The following is a 22,665-nucleotide window of genomic DNA, read 5'->3' on the forward strand; positions in this document are numbered from 1 at the left end:
ATACAGCTTGTTTGCAGTGCGATCAGGCTTGAAATTTTTAATTACTGGAATGAGGCAAAGGTAATGAGTAAATATAATTTTTGTGCGGGACCGGCTATGCTTCCGCAAGCGGTGATGAAAAAAGCGCAAAAAGAGTTCCTAGATTGGCAAGGTTTGGGTGTTTCTGTGATGGAAATAAGCCATCGTAGTAAAGAGTTTTTAGCGGTTACTGCAAAATGTGAAGCTAGCCTTCGCCGCTTAATGAATATTAGTGATGAGTTTGAAGTGTTGTTTATGCATGGTGGTGGCCGAGGACAATTTAGTGCTGTACCGCTAAACTTACATCAAGAAGGTAAAACCGCTTTTTATTGCGAAAATGGCGTATGGTCAAAAAGCGCGAGAGATGAAGCGAGTAAATTTACTCAAACGACTTTTACCGACATACGTAATGATGCTGATGGCGAGTTTTCTATTAAAGCGGTTGCTGACTGGGATTTACCAGCAGATGCAGCGTATATCCACTATTGCCCTAACGAAACCGTTGATGGCTTAGAGATTTTTGATGTGCCTAGCCACCCAACAGCACCAATTGTTGCTGATATGTCGTCAACTATTTTATCGCGCGAAATAGACGTTAATAAATTTGATTTAATTTATGCCGGTGCACAAAAGAATATTGGTCCATCAGGTATATCAATCGTTATTGTGCGTAAAACATTACTAGAGCGTGAAGGTTTAGCAAAACCTGGTATTTTAGATTACGCACTTGAAGCAAAGCAGGGCAGTATGTTTAATACCCCACCGACTTTTGCTTGGTATTTAGCGGCTGAAGTATTTGAATGGCTTGAAAGCAATGGTGGTGTAAAAACCATGGAAGCACAAAATATTGCTAAAGCAGATTTACTGTATGATTTTATCGATAACTCTGATTTTTATTCAAATATTGTTGCTAAGCATTGTCGCTCACGTATGAATGTTCCTTTTTGGTTGAATGATGAAAGCTTAAATAGCAAATTTGTTGCTCAATCTAACGAAGCGGGTTTACTTGCTTTGGAAGGTCACCGAATAGTGGGCGGTATGCGCGCCAGCATTTACAACGCAATGCCACTTGAAGGTGTTCAAGCACTAGTTGACTTTATGGCTGCCTTTGCAAAGGAAAATAGCTAATGGAGCAGCTTCGTTTAGAGCCCATTTCTCGTGTAAATGGCACAGTTACCTTACCTGGGTCAAAAAGTTTATCAAACCGTATTTTATTATTAGCAGCGCTTGCTAGTGGTACAACTGTTGTAGAGAACTTACTTGATAGTGATGATATTCGTCATATGTTGGGTGCTCTGAAGCTTTTAGGTGTAAATGTAACACTTAATGAAGAACGCACTGTAGCCACTGTAGAGGGTGTTGGTGGTGTGTTTAAAACACCGAGCGAACCATTATTTTTAGGTAATGCAGGTACTGCCTACCGACCTCTAACCGCCGTACTAGCTGCTGTAAGTGGTGAGTACGAGCTAATAGGCGAGCCGCGTATGGAAGAGCGTCCAATAGGGCACTTAGTTGATGCTCTACAAGCGCTTGGTGGTGATGTTACCTATACAAAACACAAAGACTATCCACCACTTAAAATCGTAGGTGGTCAAATAAAAGGCGGTGAAGTTGAAATTGACGGCAGTATTTCAAGCCAATTTTTAACTGCCTTGTTAATGGCAGCACCTTTATTTAACGGCGATACAAATATAACTATTAAGGGTACTTTAGTATCTAAACCTTATATTGATATTACGTTAGGTGTTATGGCGCGCTTTGGTATTGATGTTGAGCACAGTGACTATGCAACTTTTAACGTTAAAGGTGGTCAACAGTATCAATCAATCGAGCGTATTATGGTTGAAGGTGATGCTTCATCGGCTTCTTATTTCGTTGCAGCTGCAGCGATTGCCGGTGGCGAGATAGAAATTAAAGGTGTTGGCGCTAAATCGGTTCAAGGTGATATTGGCTTTGCTAAAGTCATGGAGCAGGTTGGCGCTAAAATTGATTGGTATGATGAGCGTTTAGTTGTTCGCAAAGGCGAGCTTAATGGCGTAGATATAGATGCGAATGCAATTCCTGATGCAGCAATGACACTGGCAACAGTTGCTTTGTTTGCTAAAGGTAAAACCGCTATTCGTAATATTTATAACTGGCGCGTTAAAGAAACAGACCGTTTGTACGCAATGGCAACTGAGCTTAGAAAAGTAGGCGCTGAAGTTGTAGAGGGTGAAGATTTTATAGAAATCACTCCACCTGAACATTTTAATGATGTTGCTATTGATACTTACGACGATCACCGTATAGCTATGTGTTTTGCTATGGTTGCCGTAGGCGGAAAGCCAATAACGATTAATGATCCAAAGTGTACTTATAAAACATTTCCTACATTTTTCAATGTTTTAGCATCAGTCAGTGAATAAGCTATTTAGAAGTAATTACAAAAGTTACACACTAATAGCAGATATATTTTAATAACTGACGTATAATGTCGCGGTTTATTTAGGTGTGCATTGCAGGAGGTTTTAAATGCAGGCGTTATTAATGCCCGTGATCACCGTTGATGGCCCAAGTGGTTCAGGTAAAGGAACTGTTTGTCGCTTGTTAGCCGACAAGTTGGGGTGGGATGTACTAGATAGTGGTGCGATTTATCGCGTTTTATCTTTAGCTGCACTTCACCACCAAATTGCATTAGACAATGAAGAAGGGCTTGTCCCTCTTGCTGCAAATTTAGATGTGCAGTTTTTGGTAGATAGCCAAACTAATGCAGGAAAAGTTATTTTAGAAGGCGAAGATGTAACGACTACTATTCGTAATGAAGAAGTAGGCGCTGCAGCGTCAAAGGTTGCAGCATTACCTCGCGTTCGTGAAGCATTATTACGCCGCCAGCGTGCATTTCGCACTGAAAATGGCTTAATCGCCGATGGTCGTGATATGGGCACTGTGGTTTTTCAAGATGCACCGTTAAAAATATATTTAACAGCAAGCGCAGAAGAGCGTGCTCGTAGACGTTTTGTTGAGTTGAATACGCGCGGTCTTGATGTTACACTAAGTGGTCTATTACAGGACATTCAAGCTCGTGATGAGCGCGATATGAATCGTGCCGTTGCTCCGCTTGTGCCTGCAGAGGATGCTATTGAGATCGATACTAGCGAACTTAATGCACAGCAAGTGTTTGATAAAGTAATAACTTTATTAGATATTGCAATATCTGAAGGTAAGCTTCCTAAACGAAGCTAAAACACATTTTATGCGCCAGCAGGATGCCAGTGCTATTTTAACAACCCCATGCAGCATGGTTGCTTATTGGTATAATATATAGAGACGTATATTCGTATGTCAGAAAATTTTGCGCAGTTATTTGAAGAAAGCTTAAAGGGTTTTGAAGCAGAGCAAGGCTCTATCGTTAAAGGTACAGTAATCTCTATCGAGAATAACATTGTACTTGTAGATGCTGGTCTTAAATCAGAAAGTGCTATCCCTGCAGAGCAGTTCAAAAATGCTGCTGGTGAACTTGAAGTTGCTGTAGGCGACGAAGTAGATGTTGCACTAGATGCAATTGAAGACGGTTTCGGTGAAACTATTCTTTCTCGTGAGAAAGCTAAGCGTCACGAAGCATGGATCCGTCTTGAGAAAGCATGTGAAGAGCAAGAGACTGTTACTGGTGTTATCAACGGTAAAGTTAAAGGCGGTTTCACAGTTGAAGTTGATTCAATCCGTGCTTTCCTACCTGGTTCACTTGTTGATGTTCGTCCAGTACGTGACACAACTCACCTTGAAGGCAAAGAGCTTGAATTTAAAGTAATCAAGCTTGACCAAAAACGTAACAACGTTGTTGTTTCACGTCGTGCAGTTATCGAATCTGAAAACTCACAAGAACGTGAAGAGCTTCTTGCTAACCTTGTTGAAGGTCAAGAAGTTAAAGGTATCGTTAAGAACCTTACTGACTACGGTGCATTCGTTGACCTTGGTGGTGTTGATGGTCTACTACACATTACTGATATGGCTTGGAAGCGTGTTAAGCACCCTTCAGAAATCGTTAATGTTGGCGACGAAATCGCAGTTAAAGTTCTAAAATTCGACAAAGATAAAACTCGTGTATCTCTAGGCCTTAAACAGCTTGGTGAAGATCCATGGGCAGCTATCGCTGGTCGTTACCCAGAAGGTTCTAAACTTTCTGGTCGTGTTACTAACCTTACAGATTACGGCTGTTTCGTGGAAATCGAAGAAGGCGTTGAAGGTTTAGTACACGTTTCTGAAATGGATTGGACTAACAAAAATATCCATCCTTCAAAAGTTGTTAGCTTAGGCGACACTGTTGAAGTTATGGTTTTAGAAATTGACGAAGAACGTCGTCGTATTTCTCTTGGTCTTAAGCAATGTATTGCTAATCCTTGGCAGGAATTTGCTCGTCTACAGAACAAAGGCGATCAAGTTACTGGTAAGATCAAATCAATCACTGACTTCGGTATCTTTATCGGTCTTGACGGTGGTATTGACGGTCTTGTACACCTTTCAGACATTTCTTGGAATACACCTGGCGAAGAAGCTGTACGTGAATTCAAGAAAGGCGACGAAATCACTGCTATCGTATTGCAAGTTGACCCAGAGCGTGAACGTATCTCTCTAGGTGTTAAGCAAATCGAAGCTGACCCATTCAATAACTACCTTGATGCAAACAAAAAAGGTGCTATTGTTAAAGGTAAAGTGACTGAAGTTGATGCGAAAGGCGCAACTGTTGAACTTATCGAAGGCGTTGAAGGTTACATCCGTGTAGCTGATATCGCTCAAGAGCGCGTTGAAGATGCAACTACTGTTGTTTCTGTAGGCGACGAGATTGAAGTTAAATACGTTGGTGTTGATCGTAAGAACCGCACTTTAAGCTTATCTGTAAAAGCTCTTTTCGAAGCAGAAGAGAAAGAAGTACTAGAGAAGCTTAAGAAAGAAGAGCCAGTGTTTGAAAACGCAATGGCAGCTGCTTTCGCAAATGCACAAAAAGACTAATATATAATTAGTTTTTAGTTGGAAGGGCATTTTTTGCCCTTCCTATATCTCTTTTTAAGGAAACGCTATGACTAAGTCAGAACTGATAGAAACACTTGCGGAACAACACGCACACGTTCCAGTGAAAGATGTTGAGAATGCTGTAAAAGAAATTCTTGAACAAATGGCCGGCTCATTATCTACTTCAGATCGTATTGAGATCAGAGGTTTTGGTAGTTTCTCTTTGCATTTCCGCGCTCCTCGCACAGGTCGTAATCCTAAGACTGGCGATACAGTTGAGCTTGAAGGAAAGCATGTACCTCATTTTAAACCAGGCAAAGAATTACGCGACCGCGTAAATGAAAGCATTGCCTAGTTAACTTAGTGGAGTAGTTACTTGTTCAAGGTATTAAAAATTATTCTGGTTGCACTATGCCTTATCAGTGCATTTGTATTAGGGTCACAAAACCCACAGTTAGTACAAATAAATTATATTATAGCCAGTAATACATTACCTTTAGCTGTAATAATAAGTATCTGCTTTTTGTTAGGTGTTTTGATTGGTTGTTTTATTAGCTTTAAATTGTTTTCGCAATTAAAGTGGCAAAACTACCGTTTAAAAAAGCAATTAGCGCCTGAAAAAGATAAAAAAAAGCTTGCCGCGAATAAAGACACCTAACTATGATTGAGCTTTTGTTTTTACTATTACCTGTTGCCGCCGGTTACGGTTGGATTATGGGTAAAAACAGTGCTAAAAACCAAGCTCATCAACTTAATCGTCAGATCACTTCTGAATACAGCAAAGGCTTAAAGTTTCTACTCGACAGAGAAGAAGATCAAGGCTTAGAGCATTTAATTAACTTACTTGAAGTGTCAGCCGACTCGGTTGAACACTATTCTACACTTGCCGCTATGTTTCGTCGTAGAGGTGAATTAGACCGCGCAATAAAAATTCATGAACTTTTATTAAAACACCCAAGCTTAAATGAACAACAAGCTGCAACAAGCCGTTTAGAACTTGCCGAAGATTACATAATGGCTGGGCTACTAGACAGTGCGGAAGAGCACTTAGTTTGGTTAGTTAAAGCAGGGCATGTAGAAGCGCTAGATCCTATTATTACTTTATACTCGCAAACCCGTGAATGGGAGAAAGGCATCAACATGTTTGAAGCCCATAGCGAGCTATTTTCAAAAGAACAACAATTTAAAGCGATTGCTAATTTTTATTGTGAGTCGGCTTTAAGTGACAGTACCCCCCAACTAATGAGAAAAGCGATTAGCTTAAATTATAAAGCTGTGCGTCCCCTGTACGAATTAGGTTTAGTTGCTTACGCAAAAGAAGATTACGTTAAAGCTATTTATTACTGGCGTGAACTTGTTACTCAATTCACTTTGTTTGCGCCTTTATTTATTGATGAGCTTGCCCACAGTTATAAACAATTAAATTTAACGCATCAATTTCATGAATTAGTCAGTGATTTATTAGAAAAGGGCGGTGTATTAATTAAAATAAAACATTGCCAAGCCTTACTTGAACAAGGGCATACAAAACAAGCCTTTGAATTTTTAACTGATAGCTTAAAACGTCAACCTACTATTCGTGGTTTCAGTTTTTTACTGCAATTGATGGGCGATCAAAATAAAAATACCAAAGAAGTACTTAACGAAATTGATAAACTTGTAACCTCTTATATTGCTACAAAGCCTGACTTTCAATGTCAGCATTGTGGTTTTACAAGTTACACAATATATTGGAATTGCCCCTCTTGTAAGCATTGGGAAACCATTGTTCCAAGTCGAGGCTTAGACGGATTTTAATAACCCCATATTAATAATTTTACTGCCATACATTAGGATAGTCATGTCTTTCGAACACTCAAAAAAAATTCTTATAGCATTAGATTACGATGATCAAGAAGTTGCCTTAAACTTTGTTAAACAACTTTCTCCTAATACATGTCGTCTTAAAGTCGGCAAAGAGATGTTTACTTATTTTGGACCTATATTTGTTAAAGAGTTAATTGACTTAGGTTTTGATGTTTTTCTAGATTTAAAATTTCATGACATCCCTAATACAGTAGCTAAAGCGGTTACTGCAGCTGCGAAAATGGGTGTATGGATGGTTAATGTACATGCATCTGGTGGCTTTGAAATGATGAGTAAAGCTAAGTCTGCTCTTGAGCAATTTGGTGACAAAGCGCCACTACTTATTGCTGTTACTGTATTAACCAGCATGGATGAAACAGAACTTAAGCGTTTGGGTGTTGATAAATCAGCTCAAGAACAAGTTATATATTTAGCTAAGCTTGCAAAGGAAGCAGGGCTTGATGGCGTTGTGTGTTCTGCGCAAGAAGCTAAAGCATTAAAAGCAGAGTTAGGTGAGAACTTTAAACTTGTAACACCAGGTATACGTCCTGAAGGCAGTGATGCTGGCGATCAAAAGCGTATTATGACTCCTAAGCAAGCAATAGATGCAGGAAGTGATTATTTAGTAATAGGCCGACCTATTACTCAGGCGGATGATCCCGTAAAAGTTCTTAGTGATGTTAATAGTTCTATAGTATAAATTAACAAAAAGCAGCAATATAGTGCTAATAACCCTTACCTAATGTGTGTTTTATGTTACATTATTAGAATGAAGATGAAGTAGGGGTTTGTTTTGAAGTTATTATTTGGTTCATTAATAATTATTGTTGCGGGATTTAGCGTAAATAAATATGTTTTTTCTAACAAAGCATATGACGGTGTAACAACCGTTACAGATATAATTCAAACATATCCAATCAATATGTTTGATTTTAAAAAAACAATGCAAGATTATGCTCATCACCTGTGTTACAAAAATGAAGATACACTCATATCTCAGCATGTAAGTGTGAGTGAATGCATATCGAAACTTGATGATAAAAAAACAGAATGTGAAAAAAAGGTTTTTCGTTTAGCGCCACTCAATATTGAGTCGAAAGGTGAAGTGCTTGATTATTCTAGGCAATATACGCAATGTACATTGCCTTATAAGTATATTTTAGGTTAATTACCAACAGATATTATTGGTAATTAAAGCCTATTATTTATGACTAAGATCTTAAGCGAATGGATTTCGCTTCAATATCTATTAACTCTTGTTTAAACAATCCACCAATCGCTTTTTTATAATTAGCTTTACTAGTAGAAAACATCTTTTTAATCGCTTCAGGTTCAGACTTATCGCCTAATGGAATAACTCCACCTTCGTTTTTAAGTTTTTGCATAATAGTTTCACCAAGGTCACTTACTTTACCCATGCCTGGCTTTTCTAGTACAACATCAATTTTTCCGTCTTCACGTACTTTTTGAATGAATCCTTTAAGCTTTTGGCCTACAAATAAACTTTTAAATACCATATTGTAAAAAACAACACCGAAGTGCGATTCTTCAATTAATACCTTGTAGCCAATATCTGTTTTGCCAGCGACGATTAAATCCACTTCTTGTAAGTGAGTATATTGCGGCTCATCTTTAGATAAGAAACGATTAAAGTTGTTTGATGCACAAATACGTTGGCTTGCATTATCAAGGTACAAACGAACTAAATATGAATGACCTTCTTGCATGCGTGGTTTTTGTTCGTTGAACGGAGTTAGAACATCTTTTTCAAGACCCCAATCTAAAAATGCACCAATACTATTAATTTCTTTAACGCGAAGTAGGGCATATTCACCTACTTGTGCGTGTGGCTTTTTAGTTGTCGCAGTCGCTAAATTAGCATTATCTAAAAAGATAAAAACACTTATGCTATCGCCAGCTTCAAGCTCATGTTTAATTTCTTGCTTTGGTAAAAACACTTCACCTAAATCATGGCCGTCTAAGTAAGCACCTTCGTTACTCACTTCTTTTACAAATAATGTTTGTGTGGTTCCTAGGTAACTCATAATTATTCCTGCTCAGTCTTTTTTTTACGGCGCATTGGTGTATCGCCATCAATGTTCATTGGTGCTTTAATTGGTGCAGTTGGCTTTTTAGGTTTAGCTTTGCGTTTAAATACAGGCTTTTTAACAGCAGCTGCTTTTTCTTTAGATTTATCCCACGTTGTCTCAGGTTTTTTCTCTTTTAAACCTTTAAACTTAGCTTTTAAACCCTCTACACTCGCAAATTTTAACTCGTCATTTAAAAATGCTTTAATAGCTAAATAACTTGCCCAATCTTTAGGACCAACTAATGAAATTGCGTTACCTTTAAAACCAGCACGCCCAGTACGACCTATGCGGTGTACATACTCTTCTGCGTGTTTTGGTAAATCAAAGTTAATAACATGCGTTACGCTTAGTAAATCTAAACCACGAGATGCAACATCGGTTGTGATTAATATTTTAAAGTTTTCGCGACTAAACGAATCCATAATATCTAAACGTTTATTTTGTGTTAAATCACCAGCAAGCGCTACAGACTTAAAGCCTTTAGCATTAAGCGCCTCACTCAAACGACTCGTGTCAGAACGTGTTGCTGTAAAGATAATGCACTGGCCAACATCATCTTGATTCAAGAAATGCTCTAAAAGCGCTTCTTTATGATCAAGGTGATCGGCAAGATATAACGTTTGTTTAATATCGCTATGTTGCTCGTTTGCTGCACTTAGCGTAATTTGCTTTGGCTTTTTTAATAGATTACGTGATAGTGCATCTACTTGCGCATGGTCAAGTGTTGCAGAAAACAATAACGTTTGACGTAAGCGATGATTCGCTTGCTCGTTAATCATTTTTAACTGCTCGGTAAAGCCTAAATCTAATATACGATCGGCTTCATCAAAAATAAGCAGTTCTAGTCCACTCAATTGTAGTGAGCGTTTTGTAATGTGATCGGCTAAACGCCCAGGTGTAGCAACTACAAATTGTGGATCGTTTCTAAGTGCTTTTATTTGGTCATTAAAGTTTTCGCCGCCAAGTATTTTTACGGCCTTAATGGCTGTACCTGCAATTAATAAACGCAGTTGAGTAAATACTTGCGTAGCAAGCTCACGCGTAGGAGCAACAATAAGTACACGAGGATCGCGTTTACTGAGTGCTTTTTGTTTCATAACCCTTTGTACAGCAGGTAATAAAAACGCCAAGGTTTTGCCCGACCCAGTTTTAGACTGAGCGAAAATATCATACCCCGCAAGTGCTGTAGGCACCGCATGAGCTTGAATGTCGGTGGGCTGGGTGATCCCTTGATGTGCTAATTGTGTTTCAAGGCGTGTATCAATCCCAAGATCAGTAAACTGCAATGTGTGTTTCTCCAAAATGAGCAAATTAAGTCTATAAATTTATCAGTGCATTATAGCTTACACAGATAGGTCGCTAACAGTAAAAACCAATCTATAGCGCTATTTTTTGCAATTAAATTAAAAAAGCGTAAAATACGCGCCCCATATGCGCCGGATTTACGATTCGGTAAACGCCAATACTGGCTAAAAAAGCAAAATAGGAAATAAAATGACGGCTGTCCATAAAGATAATGTAACAAATGAGCACTTTGTAGTGTGTGCGATGTATAAGTTTGTTGGTTTACCTGAATTTGAAGCTATCCGTAAGCCATTACTTGAAGTGATGGAAGCGAATGAAGTACGCGGTACATTACTACTTGCGGCTGAAGGAATAAACGGCACTGTTTCTGCAAAACGTGAAGGGATAGACAATTTACTAGCATGGCTTGATAAGCAACCAAATTTAAAAAACATCGTAACAAAAGAATCTTACGATGATGAATGCCCGTTTTATCGCACTAAAGTAAAGCTCAAAAAAGAAATTGTAACGATGGGCGTTGAGGGAATTGACCCTCTAAAAGTTGTGGGTAGCTATGTAAAACCAAAAGATTGGAATGCGCTTATTTCTGATCCAGAAGTTATTTTAATTGATACACGAAACGACTACGAAATTGAGATTGGTACTTTTCAAAATGCAGTCGATCCAAATACAACGACATTCCGTGAATTTCCACAGTGGGCAAAAGAAAACTTAGACCCTGAGAAACATAAAAAAGTAGCAATGTTTTGTACCGGCGGCATTCGCTGTGAAAAATCGACAGCCTACATGAAAGAGCAAGGTTTTGATGAGGTTTATCATCTTGAAGGCGGTATTTTAAAATACCTTGAAGAAGTGCCAAAAGAAGAAACCATGTGGGAAGGCGAATGTTTTGTATTTGATAATCGCGTTGCGGTTGATCACGACTTACAAAAAGGTTCTTATGATCAATGCCACGCGTGCCGTATGCCAATTACAGAAGAAGAAAAGTTAAAGCCTGAATACATGGAAGGTGTATCTTGTCATCATTGTATTGAGGAAGTAACAGACGAGCAACGCGCGCGATTTGCTGAACGCCAAAAGCAAATAGAACTAGCACAAGCCCGTGGTGAAGGTCATATTGGCAATGAAGCGCAAGCCGTTTTACAGCAACGTAAAGAAGCTAAAAAAGCACAAAAAGACGCTCAGCGCGGTAAATAAATTTTTACAATAAGTATCACATTTAAAGAGTCTATCTGGGCTCTTTTTTTGTGCCCAAAATTGTGCAGTAATTGTTTTCACGCTCCGATGATAGTGTTAATCTGCAAACATATTTAGTCATTTTAATGCGCATACAGGAAGGGATTTATGCAAGCCGAACAAGTTGAAATCGCACAATTTTTAGCACAACATCCTCCTTTTGATGACTTACCTCAAAAAGCGCTTAATGAGCTAGCTCAACAAGTAGAAGTTGCTTATTTTAGAGCAAAAACAGACATTTTAAGTTTTGGACAAGACATATCTGATCTGTATGTGATTAGAAGTGGTTCTGTAGAAATGTATCGCCGAAATGGTGAGCTATACAATCGTTTGGCTATCGCAGGAATATTTGGTCAAATGGGTTTATTGATGAACCGTAAGGTCCGTTTTCCTGCAACTGCTCTTGAAGATACGTTAGTTTATTGCATAAATGTTGAACTATTTAATCGTTACTGTGATGAGTTTGATGCATTTGCTGACTACTTTGAAACAGATGGTAACGTGCGTTTACATCAAGCTATTGTTGAACAAGCTGATGGCAATGACCTTACAACTGCGAAGGTAAAATCATTAATTCACAGAGATGTAGTCACCGTAGATGCAACGTCTACAATACAAGATATTGCAAAATTGATGACCGAAGAGGCCGTTTCGTCAGTTTTGGTAACTGATGTAAATAAACCTATAAATGATGACCCTGAGGAAGATGATGGGCAAGTCGTTGGCATAATAACCGATAGGGATTTACGCTCAAAAGTAGTGGCTAAAGGACTTGATTTTAATACTCAAGCAAAAGAGATTATGTCGACTAACTTAGTGCTTTTAGATGCTAATGACTATATTTTCGAAGCCGTACTGGCCATGCTTAGAGACAACTTACATCATTTGCCTGTAGTACAAAAAAGACGTCCTATAGGAGTTATATCACTCTCTGATATTTTACGTTATGAATCGCAAAGCAGCTTATTACTTGTGCGCGGCATACTTGCTCAACAAACAATTGAGGATTTAGCGCATTATGCACGCCAATTACCCAATGTATTTGTACGCATGGTTAATGAAGATGCAAATTCACACATGATTGGTACTGCCATGGCTGTTATCGGGCGTACATTTAAGCAAAGATTACTCGTATTAGCTGAAGAAAAATTTGGCCCACCTCCCGTTCCTTATTGCTTTATTGCACTGGGCTCAATGGCTCGCGACGAGCAACTTATTGTAACTGATCAAGATAACGCATTAATTTTAGATGACAGTTACGACGACGAAAAACATAATGAATATTTTCAAAATATCTCAGACTTTGTTTGTGATGGCCTAGCGCAATGTGGTTATACCTATTGTGATGGCGAAATAATGGCGTCGTTTAAAAAGTGGCGTAAAACTCGCTCAGAGTGGTTTGATCAATTTGCTGATTGGATTGCTCAGCCAAAACCACAAGCGCTGCTTAATAGTTCTATATTTTTTGATTTAGACGGGGTGTGGGGTAAAACTAAGTGGGCTAATGAGCTTAAAATATTTATAGCGAAACAAAGTAAAGCGAATCGTATATTTCTAGCTAACATGGCAGCAAATGCTCGAAATAGAACACCGCCACTTGGTTTTTTTAAAGGCTTTGTTATGGAGCATAATGGCCAGCATAAACGTTCAATGAACTTAAAGCGAAGAGGTACAGCACCGCTTTCTGATGTTATACGCGTGCATGCGTTAGCGATTGGTTCGCGTAAACAAAATTCGTTTGAGCGTTTAGAAGATATTATTGAAGCTAAACTATTACCGCAGGGTAAAGCCCAAGATTTACGTGATGCACTTGAGTATATTGCTATGATGCGAATTCGTCATCAAGCGTGGCAAATAGAGAAGGGCGAAGAGCCTGATAATGACTTAGATCCACATTTATTGTCTCCGTTCGAGCAGCGAAATTTAAAAGAGGCGTTTGCTATTTTAGAAAAAGCACAAAGCTATTTAAAATTTAGCTACACAGCAAATTCTGGTGTGAAGTAGCCTATGAATCCACGTAATTATAAAGTACTTGATTGGCAAGCTAGATATAACGAGCTTGCCAACAACACCAAAAATAAATTGTTAAAACACTTTTATGCAGGTGCTTATAACCAAGATAAAGCCGCAGTAGAAGATGTGCCTTTTGTAGCAATGGACTTTGAAACAACAGGTTTAAATAGCCAGAACGACGATATTGTGAGTGTTGGCTTAGTGCCATTTAATTTAAAGCGTATTTATTGTAAGCACAGCCGGCATTGGGTTGTTCAACCTAGACGTAACCTGCATGAAGAGTCTATTTTAATCCATGGAATAACGCACTCTGAGGTGGATGACGCTCCTGACTTTAACCGAATTATTGAACCTTTACTTGAAGCGCTAAGTGGCAAAGTTGTCGTGGTGCATTACGCTGCAATAGAGCGCCATTTTTTAAATAATGCGTTATTACTGAGGCTTAAAGAAGGTATTGAGTTTGCACTTGTTGATACAATGGAGTTAGAAAAAAGAGCACTAAAAGCAAGGCAGGGAGTATTAGGTCGATTGTTTAACACAAAACTTGGCTCACTCAGATTAACAGATTGCCGTGCGCGTTATTCTTTGCCCGCGTATCAAAACCATAATGCATTAACAGATGCTCTTGCTACCGCTGAGCTATTACAAGCGCAGCTGAGTCATCATTACCGTGTAGATACTCCAATTTCAGAGTTGTGGGTATAATACCAATTAGATCACTTTATTAAGCGAATTGATAATCTTAAATAGTTATACCAACCTGCATAAATCTTTGATCAATTTAACGAATTAAATTTCACTATAACGTCGTTAAAAATTTTTTCCTAGTTCTAGCGTAATTTTCTTAACGTTAAATAGACCCTATATAAGCAGATTGGTATTAAACAAATAAGCGCCGCAAAAAATTGCGGCGCTTTGTTACTAAGTAAAAGTACTACTAAGTAAAAGTGTTACCTAAAAGTATTATTTAATTGGGCGAGGCTCAGTTCGCAAACCTAAAACTAAGCTTAAACACATAAATAACAATACAATAGTGAAAGGTAAACCTGCCGATACAGAGCCAGCTTGAAGTGCTTGAATCGCTTCAGTCCCGCCTATCCAAAGTAATGCAGCGGCTACCGCACCTTGAGTCACAGCCCAAAAAATACGCTGTGGTACTGGAGCATCAATTTTGCCACCGGCAGTGATTGAATCAATTACCAAAGAACCAGAGTCCGATGAAGTAATAAAGAAAACCAATACTAAAATAATTGCTACAAATGATAAAATGTTCGCCATAGGTAATGCATCAAACATTTGGAACATAGCTAAAGGTACTTCAGTTAGGCCATTAGCACCTAGTTCACCTACACCGTTGATTACTTGATCAATTGCAATTCCGCCGTATATAGACATCCATAAAATAGTAACAGCAGTAGGAACAAGCAATACCGCAATTAAGAATTCACGAATTGTACGACCACGTGATACACGCGCGATAAACATACCTACGAACGGTGACCAAGAAATCCACCATGCCCAATAAGATACAGTCCACCCGTGCATCCAAGTTTCATCTTCACGACCATGAGGATTACTTAGTGGAATAATATTTTCTATATACCCCATAACAGTAGTTGGGATATTACCTACAGAAACAGCAAAGCCTACTAAAAAAACAAAGATAAGCAAAACTAAGGCGATTAGCATATTGGCATTACTAAGTACTTTAACGCCGCCATCAATCCCTCGAATTACTGAAACAATAGCTAAAAGTGAAACACCTATAATGACTAAAATTTGTGAACCAACTCCGCCTGAGGTACCAAATACATGGTCTATTCCTGCAGAAGCTTGCTGTGCCCCAAGTCCTAAAGAAGTAGCAAGACCAAACAGGGTTGCAAGCACGGCTAAAATATCGATGAGGTGACCTGGCCAGCCCCATGCTCTATCACCTAAAATAGGATAAAAGATAGAACGAATAGACAGTGGCAAGCCTTTATTATAAGTAAAAAATGCAAGCGAAAGCCCTACAACGGCATAAATAGCCCAAGGGTGAAGGCCCCAGTGAAACATAGTCGCACCCATTGCTACTTTTGCCGCCTCGGGTGTATTAGGTGTTACATTCAGTGGTGTTTCAAACCAGCCTGTATAATAAGCAAGTGGTTCAGCAACGCCCCAAAACATTAAGCCAATACCCATTCCCGCAGCAAATAACATAGCTAACCATGAGATACGTGAATGAGTCGGTTTAGCATCATCACCACCTAAACGAATGTTACCGTAAGGTGAAACAATAAGCGCTAAACAAAAAACAACGAAAAAATTAGCAGCCCACATAAATAAGGCGTCAAAGTTATTGATAATATCTGTTTTTATACCATTAAGAGCAGATTTAGCCGTTTGTGGATCGGTAACAAGAATGGCGATTAAAAAAATGACAATCAGTCCGGCACTTATGCCGAAAACAGAGTTATGTATATCAAGCCCCCATTTTTGTACGTTGTCTTGACCTACAGTGTAGTCTGTACTGTCAATACTATATTTGTCATGATTTTCCTTCATGCAATACCTCTTTAGTTGTCCTAACAAGCCAAAATAAATTCGGCGTCATATCGAATTACATTAGCCTTTAAATATTAAGTAAATGTAATACCATAATTATTTGAAGACTAACTAATTTGAAGAGTGATCATACAGCTAGTAGTGTATGAGTTAAATATTAAATGTAAATGAATTTGCATTTAAAACGCTGTTTATATAGCCAAATTCATGATTCTTTTATTTAAAAAGCCCTAAAATTATAAATTCAGTGAACGTTAAAATTTAGTTTGCTATTAAAAGTATTAATTTACTTGGTTAAGTAAAAAAAGATCACTTTTAAGCAACTTAATTAATGCTTAAATACTAGGGCTTGTTGACCTTTTAGGATTGAAATTTGTTCTATTTAGGAGCGATTTAATCGATCCTAAGTTTGTAACCTAACGGTGCTGTTTCAAATCTGCGTTATTCTACATGCTTACATACACGTGAGAATAATTAAAAGCTGAGCAGTAAAGAGCAAATTTCCCTCCAGGGCTAGTATAAATTTATAAGCTGATAAGCATCTTTAATCAAGTTGTAATATGAATATGATTTAACACAACATTAGGGCATGTTGAATTTTGGCGATTGAATTTACAGTAGTATGTTTGGTTTTTAGGCAAGGCAGAGCCTATGTAGTGTGGTCATTCCCCATAAATAGGCGATAACGCAGCATAAATACCAAACATACACTGCCCTTTGGGTTCTTTCTAGGGACGATTAACTCTTTGTTACTCGGTTTTTACTTAGCCCACTAGGTTACAAACCTCGTGCCGCGATTTAATCGCCCCTAGATTGAATAAATTTCAATCCAAAAAACTCAGCATGCCCTAAGCTATATTTTATAAATAGATAGGCAAAGGATTAATACTATTATGCGTGAATGCGCTTTAAACAATACCAATCAAAACGAACTTGTTAAACGCTTTTACAGCGTTAGAGGCGAAAGTCTGGCTATTATTGAACCTCTCACTGTAGAAGATTGCCAACTACAAGCTATGGCAGATGCCAGTCCAAGCAAATGGCATTTAGCGCACACCACCTGGTTTTTTGAAACGTTTTTACTTAGCGTTCATTGTAAACAGTACACAGTGTTTAATCCTCACTATAAAATGCTTTTTAATTCTTACTACAATGGTATTGGAGAGCAATTTAAGCGCGCCAACCGAGGTAGTTTATCCAGGCCTAGTTTAGATGAAGTGCTAGCTTACAGAGAGCATGTTGATAGCTGTATGGTTGAATTACTTAAAACTGAAGTTAGTCCACAAATTAAAGATATTATTGAACTTGGGTTACACCATGAGCAACAGCATCAAGAACTAATGTTTATGGACATCAAATATAACTTTTCAGTAAATCCATTATTTCCGCAATATAAAACATCGCCTTTAAACAGCCAAAACAAATCAGCAGATATTAAGCCTCTTAATTTTATAAATTTTGAGCAAGGTATTATTAATATAGGTACAAATGCCGACGATGAATTTGCATATGATAACGAGCGCCCCAAACACCAAGTATTAATTCATCCATTCAGTTTTGCTAATAGATTGGTCACCAATGGTGAATATTTAGACTTTATAAATGCAGGTGGATACAGCAATCCACAGTATTGGTTAAGTGACGGTTGGGCAAATATACAAAACAACGCTCTAACACAACCATTATATTGGCATTGTATAGATAACGAGTGGTTTGAGTTTACACACTATAGATTAGAGCCTCTCAATTTAAATGCCCCGATCTGTCATGTTAGTTATTTTGAGGCCAGCGCCTATGCTAATTTTGTAAAAGCTCGCTTGCCTACAGAGTTCGAATGGGAATATGCAGCTAAAAATACTCCTTCAAAAGACACTAATAATCACTACCTAACACCACAGCAAGCAAAAGGTGATACTAAAATAAATCAGTTAACTGATTCGTGTTGGCAATGGACGAACAGTGCATATTTACCATACCCCGGTTTTAAGCCTATTGAAGGAATAGCAGGGGAATACAATGGTAAATTTATGAATAACCAAATGGTGTTACGTGGTGGGTGTGTGTTTACCCCTCAAAACCATTTACGACAAACATACCGTAATTTTTATTACCCGCATCAAGCGTGGATGTGCAGCGGGATAAGACTAGTTAAGGATATAGTATGAGCCAAGTAACAGCGATTAAGCAAAGCAACATAACCGACACTGAATTTCTAAACGACGTGATAAGCGGATTAACTCAACAACAAAAAACGCTTCCGTGTAAATATTTTTATGATGATAAAGGTGCTGCATTATTTGAGCAAATAACAACCTTACAAGAGTATTACGTAACACGTACGGAGCTTTCTATATTAGAGCAACATTCGAAGTCGATTGCTCAAATGCTACCTGAAAACCTCTCTATTATAGAGCCCGGCTGTGGCTCGGGTAAAAAGGTAGCCTATTTATTAGCGCATATGGCAAACGTTAAAACCTTTGTACCGTTTGAAATATCTGAGGAGATGCTCAGTTATTCACTTGCACATTTGTCACCGTTATTTCCAGATTTGGCAATTTCGCCATTATTAGGAGACTTTACACACAGCCAAATGGTCAAACAGTTAACCAAAGACACCGCTTTAGACAGCCAAACTAATTTGGTGTACTTTCCGGGCTCCACTCTTGGTAATTTTGCCCCAGTTAAAGCCATAGAAATTATGAATAATTTCCATCGCTTATGCGGTGTAAATGGTTATGTATTAATTGGGGTTGATTTAGTAAAAGAGCGCCAAGTGTTACTTGATGCATATAACGATAAAGCGGGAGTTACCGCTGCTTTTAATAAAAATTTACTACAACGTATTAATAACGAGCTAAACGGCACATTTAATATAGATAACTTTAGCCACGAGTCACGCTTTAACGAGCAACATAGCCGTATCGAAATGCATTTAGTAAGTAATCGTACTCAAAGCGTGATTATAAATGATCAGCAAATAGACTTTATAGAAGGCGAAAGTATCCATACAGAAAACTCTCACAAGTACACGCTCGAGTCGTTTAAGCAGCTTGCAGCGCAAGCTAATTTAAAGTTAGAGCAAACATGGCAAGACGATAGTAACTATTTTGCCCTGTGTTTATTAAGACCGCTTTAAGCATTACTTAAGTTATGTTTAGTAAATGACAACTTTAGCATTGTTAAACTCATAGTTTAGCAATGCGCCACTATTTGACTGCTGTACAAGCATAGCTTTATTTAAACCGTGTAGTCTAAATAGCAGGGGGGCAATAACAGATACCGCAGAGCCTGTAGCACTGTCTTCATTTACACCAAACTGGGGTGCAAAGTATCTAAAATGCGCTATGGCATTTTTCTTGTCTTTATTTTTTATACTAAGGGCAATTACTGCATTTTTGTGGAGTGCACACAAAGCTTTAAAATTAACGTGTAAATTTTTTAAGTTCTGTTTTTCATCGGAATTATTTTCAAGTTCTTCATTAAACTCTTTATCGAGTTTTTTATTAAATTCTTCATTAAATAACACAACCGTATAACCGTTTTTGTCGCCGGTACTGTAGGCTGCTTTTATTGCTACTGAAAACACACTTTTTAACTCACCTTTAGCTAACTTGCTTTTTTTAGGCTCTATGCTTTTTAGTGACAGCTGAGCGCGTTGTTTTTTTACTCTTATAGTAAAGCGCTCATTACTCATTGAAGTAAATACTTCAGGGCAATAACCCAAATGGTCTATTAAAAAATTAGCGGCTGCTAAAGTACCATGTCCACAGCGTTTAATTTCACTCGCTTGATTAAACCAGCGAATTTTACAATGGCGTTTAGTTATCTCATTTTGATTTAAAAATACGGTAGCAGGGTAAGTTGATTGTGATGCAATATATTGCATTGTTTTTGATGTTAACCCATTTTTATAAATAACAATTAAAGCACTTGAGCCTTTTAAGTTATGTGCAGGGCTATAAAAAACAGATTCGGTGGAAGTGAGCTCTATAAAGCGAAGCGTAAGCCATTTAGGCTTACGCTTCGCTAAACAAAGAGTATTAACCTTTGCTTGCATATGCGTCGTTATGAACGCCTGCAGCACGACCTGATGGATCAGCATTGTTTTGGAACGATGCGTCCCATGCAAGTGCTTCAGGAGTCGAACACGCTACCGATTTACCATGAGGTACACATTTAGCTGATGCATCACCAGGGAAATGCGATTCAAAAATAGTACGGTAGTAGTAAGCTTCTTTTGAATCTGGCGTATTAATAGGGTATTTAAATTTCGCATTTTCAAGCTCTTGATCGCTCACTTGCTCATTTACAAACTCTTTTAAGGTATCAATCCAGCTGTAGCCTACACCGTCTGAAAATTGCTCTTTTTGACGCCATAGCACTTCATCAGGTAAGTAACCTTCAAAGCCTTCACGTAAAATGTGTTTTTCAATTTTGCCATCTTTACACATTTTAGCTTCAGGGTTGATACGCATAGCAACATCAACAAATTCTTTATCAAGAAACGGTACACGTGCTTCTACGCCCCATGCCGCCATTGATTTATTAGCACGTAAACAGTCAAACATATGCAGTTTTGATACTTTACGGTTTAGCTCTTCATGAAACTCTTGTGCGTTAGGGGCTTTATGGAAGTATAAGTAACCACCAAATAGCTCATCAGCACCTTCGCCAGATAACACCATTTTAATGCCCATTGCTTTAATCTGGCGAGCCATTAGGTACATAGGTGTAGAGGCACGAATAGTTGTTACGTCATAGGTTTCTATGTGGTAAATCACTTCACGTAATGCATCAATACCTTCTTGAATGGTAAAAATGATAGGGTGGTGAATAGTACCAATCATGTCAGCTACTTTTTGTGCAGCAGCTAAATCTGGTGAGCCTTCAAGGCCTACTGAAAAAGAATGCAGCTTAGGCCACCATGCGTCACTTTCGTCGTTATCTTCAATACGTTTTGCGGCAAAGCGCTGCGTAATAGCAGAGATAACCGATGAGTCTAAACCACCAGAAAGTAATACACCGTAAGGTACATCACACATTAGCTGGCGTTTAACGGCCGCTTCTAATGCATCTTTAACGTCTTGCGCTTCTGCGCTGTTATCTTTAACTGCATCAAATGTTTCCCAATCACGTTTGTAATAAGGCGTCATTTTGCCATCTTTGCTGTACAGGTAATGCCCTGGAGGAAATTCTTCAATATGCTTACAAATTGGAGAAAGTGCTTTTAGCTCAGAAGCAACGTAAAAGTTACCGTGCTCGTCGTGACCGGTGTAAAGCGGGATAATACCAATATGGTCACGGCCAATTAAGTAAGCGTCATTTTCTTCGTCGTATAAACAAAATGCAAAAATGCCGTTTAGGTCATCTAAAAAGTCAGGCCCTTTTTGTTTATATAGCGCTAAAATAACTTCACAGTCTGATTGAGTTTGAAAAGTAAAATCAACGTCTAACTCTGCAGCAAGTTCTTTATGATTATAAATCTCGCCATTAACCGCTAAAATATTTGTTTTTTCTGGGTTGTATAAAGGCTGTGCACCGCTTGATACACCAACAATAGCTAAACGCTCATGTACTAAAATAGCTTTTTCAGATGCATATACACCAGACCAATCCGGACCACGGTGTCTAAGCAGCTTTGACATTTCAATTGCTTGGGTACGCAATTGAGTGGGATCAGATTTAATATCTAATACCCCAAAAATTGAACACATAGTAACTCCTCATTCCTATTATGTGTGCAGCAGAGCTAATTTACTGTACTGCGAAACCTTGTTTTATCAGAAAAAATTACTCAAGTCACATAGCTTTTACAATTAATTAAGAATAATTTATGCACCAACTTAGATGTAACTGCACCAAAATGGTTAATGCGTGGTGCCTGCTGCTATTTTTACATCACTATTGTTGTTCAAAGCTTGTGCGATCATGACCTTTAAAGCGTTAATAATGGTTTCTTCACTCATGCTTGGTGCGCCATTGTGGTGCACCGCTTGGCTTGGTAAATAAGGGACATGTACTAAGCCACCTTTCATCACCGCGCAGTGATCGTTTATATAATGCATAAGGCCATACATAACGTGATTACACACATACGTACCTGCCGTATTTGAAATAGCAGCAGGGATATTACTGTTGTGCAATGCTTGTAACATGCGCTTTATGGGTAAGTTTGTGAAATAGGCATCAGGGCCATTTTTTTCAATTGGCGTATCGATAGGCTGCTTACCTGCATTGTCTTTAATGCGTGCATCGTCAACGTTTATTGCAATACGCTCGATTGATATTTCACTGCGCCCACCAGCTTGTCCTATACACAAAACAACCGCCGGGTTATGCGACTCAATGGCGTTTATAAGCTGACTGATAGACGTATTAAACTCACAGGCAAGTTCTAGTGTGCATATTTTGTGTTTCATGATGATAGTTTCATCAAGTTTTTGCACTGTTTGCCAAGAAGGATTGATAGTTTCGCCACCAAAAGGAGCAAAACCGGTTATTAATACACACGGCATAGTAGAAGTTGATTTAGTCATTAAACACCAAGCTATACATTAAAATAATATTAACGGCGAGTAAGGTAACTGCCGTCGGAATTTGGGCCTTTATTACATGGTACCTATTTTTT

At 38.4% G+C, this 22,665-nt stretch carries 20 protein-coding genes and 1 pseudogene; 14 read left to right on the forward strand and 7 right to left on the reverse strand.

Annotated features, from left to right (window positions below; all coding sequences use genetic code 11):
• Positions 1–63 precede the first annotated feature (63 nt).
• From serC to I6F54_RS03325, 9 genes are all read left to right on the forward strand, one after another.
• Entirely contained in the window at positions 64–1,146 is a 1,083-nt protein-coding gene (gene serC / locus I6F54_RS03285; protein ID WP_165727491.1) for a 3-phosphoserine/phosphohydroxythreonine transaminase, read from the forward strand.
• Positions 1,146–2,423: a 3-phosphoshikimate 1-carboxyvinyltransferase gene (gene aroA / locus I6F54_RS03290; protein WP_197139700.1), complete on the forward strand. Its 1,278-nt coding sequence runs from the start codon at positions 1,146–1,148 to the stop codon at positions 2,421–2,423. The genes serC and aroA overlap by 1 nt, the downstream gene beginning before the upstream one ends.
• 106 nt (positions 2,424–2,529) lie before the next feature.
• Entirely contained in the window at positions 2,530–3,240 is a 711-nt protein-coding gene (cmk, locus tag I6F54_RS03295; protein ID WP_076923977.1) for a (d)CMP kinase, read from the forward strand.
• A 96-nt stretch (positions 3,241–3,336) separates the two neighbouring features.
• Entirely contained in the window at positions 3,337–5,004 is a 1,668-nt protein-coding gene (rpsA, locus tag I6F54_RS03300; protein ID WP_002961176.1) for a 30S ribosomal protein S1, read from the forward strand.
• 67 nt (positions 5,005–5,071) lie between these two features.
• Positions 5,072–5,359, forward strand: coding sequence for an integration host factor subunit beta (gene ihfB, locus I6F54_RS03305; RefSeq protein WP_007583054.1), 288 nt, complete (start codon positions 5,072–5,074; stop codon positions 5,357–5,359).
• A 21-nt stretch (positions 5,360–5,380) separates the two neighbouring features.
• Positions 5,381–5,662, forward strand: a complete 282-nt coding sequence (locus I6F54_RS03310; RefSeq protein WP_024600249.1) for a lipopolysaccharide assembly protein LapA domain-containing protein — start codon at positions 5,381–5,383, stop codon at positions 5,660–5,662.
• Between the two features lie 2 nt (positions 5,663–5,664).
• Positions 5,665–6,801, forward strand: a complete 1,137-nt coding sequence (gene lapB / locus I6F54_RS03315) for a lipopolysaccharide assembly protein LapB (protein WP_165727494.1) — start codon at positions 5,665–5,667, stop codon at positions 6,799–6,801.
• Positions 6,802–6,844: 43 nt separating this feature from the next.
• Entirely contained in the window at positions 6,845–7,549 is a 705-nt protein-coding gene (gene pyrF / locus I6F54_RS03320; protein ID WP_197139702.1) for an orotidine-5'-phosphate decarboxylase, read from the forward strand.
• 93 nt (positions 7,550–7,642) lie between these two features.
• Positions 7,643–8,017 (forward strand): hypothetical protein, encoded by a 375-nt coding sequence (locus I6F54_RS03325; protein WP_165727496.1) that lies wholly within the window; start codon positions 7,643–7,645, stop codon positions 8,015–8,017.
• 43 nt (positions 8,018–8,060) lie between these two features.
• Here I6F54_RS03325 and I6F54_RS03330 read toward each other — a convergent pair whose 3' ends face one another.
• Positions 8,061–8,894 carry a CvfB family protein gene (locus I6F54_RS03330; RefSeq protein ID WP_024590152.1) on the reverse strand — a complete coding sequence of 278 codons (834 nt, stop codon included), beginning with the start codon at positions 8,892–8,894 and terminating at the stop codon, positions 8,061–8,063.
• Between the two features lie 2 nt (positions 8,895–8,896).
• Entirely contained in the window at positions 8,897–10,225 is a 1,329-nt protein-coding gene (locus I6F54_RS03335; protein WP_165727497.1) for a DEAD/DEAH box helicase, read from the reverse strand.
• A gap of 208 nt (positions 10,226–10,433) precedes the next feature.
• Between I6F54_RS03335 and trhO the strand changes: the two genes are divergently transcribed.
• The 3 genes from trhO (at position 10,434) to I6F54_RS03350 (ending at position 14,198) form a co-directional block, all read left to right on the forward strand.
• Entirely contained in the window at positions 10,434–11,441 is a 1,008-nt protein-coding gene (trhO, locus tag I6F54_RS03340; RefSeq protein WP_165727498.1) for an oxygen-dependent tRNA uridine(34) hydroxylase TrhO, read from the forward strand.
• Between the two features lie 147 nt (positions 11,442–11,588).
• Entirely contained in the window at positions 11,589–13,484 is a 1,896-nt protein-coding gene (locus I6F54_RS03345) for a DUF294 nucleotidyltransferase-like domain-containing protein (RefSeq protein ID WP_165727499.1), read from the forward strand.
• Positions 13,485–13,487: 3 nt separating this feature from the next.
• The gene (locus I6F54_RS03350; RefSeq protein ID WP_166419014.1) at positions 13,488–14,198 is read left to right on the forward strand and encodes a 3'-5' exonuclease; all 711 of its coding nucleotides are present in this window, start codon (positions 13,488–13,490) and stop codon (positions 14,196–14,198) included.
• 258 nt (positions 14,199–14,456) lie between these two features.
• Here I6F54_RS03350 and I6F54_RS03355 read toward each other — a convergent pair whose 3' ends face one another.
• Positions 14,457–16,037: a BCCT family transporter gene (locus I6F54_RS03355; RefSeq protein WP_197139704.1), complete on the reverse strand. Its 1,581-nt coding sequence runs from the start codon at positions 16,035–16,037 to the stop codon at positions 14,457–14,459.
• 893 nt (positions 16,038–16,930) lie between these two features.
• On the opposite strand from I6F54_RS03355, the gene egtB reads away from it, so the two are divergent.
• The gene (gene egtB / locus I6F54_RS03360; RefSeq protein ID WP_197139706.1) at positions 16,931–18,202 is read left to right on the forward strand and encodes an ergothioneine biosynthesis protein EgtB; all 1,272 of its coding nucleotides are present in this window, start codon (positions 16,931–16,933) and stop codon (positions 18,200–18,202) included.
• Positions 18,199–19,173, forward strand: a complete 975-nt coding sequence (gene egtD / locus I6F54_RS03365; RefSeq protein ID WP_010552853.1) for an L-histidine N(alpha)-methyltransferase — start codon at positions 18,199–18,201, stop codon at positions 19,171–19,173. The genes egtB and egtD overlap by 4 nt, the downstream gene beginning before the upstream one ends.
• An 18-nt stretch (positions 19,174–19,191) precedes the next feature.
• Here egtD and I6F54_RS03370 read toward each other — a convergent pair whose 3' ends face one another.
• The 4 genes and pseudogenes from I6F54_RS03370 to I6F54_RS20485 all read right to left on the reverse strand — a co-directional run.
• A complete protein-coding gene (locus I6F54_RS03370; protein ID WP_197139707.1) occupies positions 19,192–20,094 on the reverse strand; it encodes a PhzF family phenazine biosynthesis protein in 903 nt (300 codons plus the stop codon).
• Positions 20,078–21,751 carry an asparagine synthase B gene (gene asnB, locus I6F54_RS03375; RefSeq protein ID WP_007583083.1) on the reverse strand — a complete coding sequence of 558 codons (1,674 nt, stop codon included), beginning with the start codon at positions 21,749–21,751 and terminating at the stop codon, positions 20,078–20,080. The genes I6F54_RS03370 and asnB overlap by 17 nt, the downstream gene beginning before the upstream one ends.
• 153 nt (positions 21,752–21,904) lie before the next feature.
• The gene (gene pcp / locus I6F54_RS03380; RefSeq protein ID WP_197139709.1) at positions 21,905–22,573 is read right to left on the reverse strand and encodes a pyroglutamyl-peptidase I; all 669 of its coding nucleotides are present in this window, start codon (positions 22,571–22,573) and stop codon (positions 21,905–21,907) included.
• Positions 22,566–22,661, reverse strand: a pseudogene (locus I6F54_RS20485) (5-oxoproline transporter, DUF979 family subunit); the annotation flags it as partial. The gene pcp and the pseudogene I6F54_RS20485, both read right to left, overlap by 8 nt.
• Between the last annotated feature and the right edge of the window lie 4 nt (positions 22,662–22,665).

The sequence above is a fragment of the Pseudoalteromonas sp. SWXJZ10B genome, assembly GCF_015864475.1.
Classification (GTDB): domain Bacteria; phylum Pseudomonadota; class Gammaproteobacteria; order Enterobacterales; family Alteromonadaceae; genus Pseudoalteromonas; species Pseudoalteromonas arctica.

Bases quoted from the DNA above. Each gene is read 5' to 3' on its own strand.
- I6F54_RS03330 (WP_024590152.1), bottom strand. From the start codon at position 8,894: ATGAGTTACCTAGGAACCACACAAACATTATTTGTAAAAGAAGTGAGT.
- ihfB (WP_007583054.1), top strand. From the start codon at position 5,072: ATGACTAAGTCAGAACTGATAGAAACACTTGCGGAACAACACGCACAC.
- I6F54_RS03350 (WP_166419014.1), top strand. From the start codon at position 13,488: ATGAATCCACGTAATTATAAAGTACTTGATTGGCAAGCTAGATATAAC.
- serC (WP_165727491.1), top strand. From the start codon at position 64: ATGAGTAAATATAATTTTTGTGCGGGACCGGCTATGCTTCCGCAAGCG.
- egtD (WP_010552853.1), top strand. From the start codon at position 18,199: ATGAGCCAAGTAACAGCGATTAAGCAAAGCAACATAACCGACACTGAA.
- pcp (WP_197139709.1), bottom strand. From the start codon at position 22,573: ATGACTAAATCAACTTCTACTATGCCGTGTGTATTAATAACCGGTTTT.
- I6F54_RS03370 (WP_197139707.1), bottom strand. From the start codon at position 20,094: ATGCAAGCAAAGGTTAATACTCTTTGTTTAGCGAAGCGTAAGCCTAAA.
- pyrF (WP_197139702.1), top strand. From the start codon at position 6,845: ATGTCTTTCGAACACTCAAAAAAAATTCTTATAGCATTAGATTACGAT.
- lapB (WP_165727494.1), top strand. From the start codon at position 5,665: ATGATTGAGCTTTTGTTTTTACTATTACCTGTTGCCGCCGGTTACGGT.
- asnB (WP_007583083.1), bottom strand. From the start codon at position 21,751: ATGTGTTCAATTTTTGGGGTATTAGATATTAAATCTGATCCCACTCAA.
- I6F54_RS03345 (WP_165727499.1), top strand. From the start codon at position 11,589: ATGCAAGCCGAACAAGTTGAAATCGCACAATTTTTAGCACAACATCCT.
- cmk (WP_076923977.1), top strand. From the start codon at position 2,530: ATGCAGGCGTTATTAATGCCCGTGATCACCGTTGATGGCCCAAGTGGT.
- rpsA (WP_002961176.1), top strand. From the start codon at position 3,337: ATGTCAGAAAATTTTGCGCAGTTATTTGAAGAAAGCTTAAAGGGTTTT.
- trhO (WP_165727498.1), top strand. From the start codon at position 10,434: ATGACGGCTGTCCATAAAGATAATGTAACAAATGAGCACTTTGTAGTG.
- I6F54_RS03355 (WP_197139704.1), bottom strand. From the start codon at position 16,037: ATGAAGGAAAATCATGACAAATATAGTATTGACAGTACAGACTACACT.
- aroA (WP_197139700.1), top strand. From the start codon at position 1,146: ATGGAGCAGCTTCGTTTAGAGCCCATTTCTCGTGTAAATGGCACAGTT.
- egtB (WP_197139706.1), top strand. From the start codon at position 16,931: ATGCGTGAATGCGCTTTAAACAATACCAATCAAAACGAACTTGTTAAA.